This window comes from Chryseobacterium sp. SIMBA_029 (assembly GCF_046535275.1).
Lineage (GTDB): Bacteria > Bacteroidota > Bacteroidia > Flavobacteriales > Weeksellaceae > Chryseobacterium.
The window spans coordinates 1-243 of record NZ_JAWRXA010000746.1; the positions used below are offsets into that span (position 1 = coordinate 1).

The window sequence follows — 243 nt, forward strand, 5'->3', positions numbered from 1 at the left end:
TTCTGATGCGGATCAAGAATATAGGCTTGGATATTGTCCAATGGCTTACCGATTACGTTGGAGAATTCATCGATTTGATCAAGATTGATCTCTCCCGCCACACAGCCGATTGTACTTTCCGTCGGTCCATAATGATTAATGAGGCGGATCGAATGATTAAGATCTAATGAACTAAACCGCCTTAAATCGTTCTTGTTGACCGATTCACCACCTAATATAATCAGCCGGAGCCTGCCTGTTTCC

1 protein-coding gene is annotated in these 243 nt (G+C 43.2%); it reads right to left on the bottom strand.

Annotation, left to right across the window (positions count from 1 at the left end; translation table 11 throughout):
- A partial coding sequence (locus tag SB679_RS25915; protein WP_410705257.1) for an AMP-binding protein occupies window positions 1-243 on the bottom strand: 243 nt, incomplete at both ends.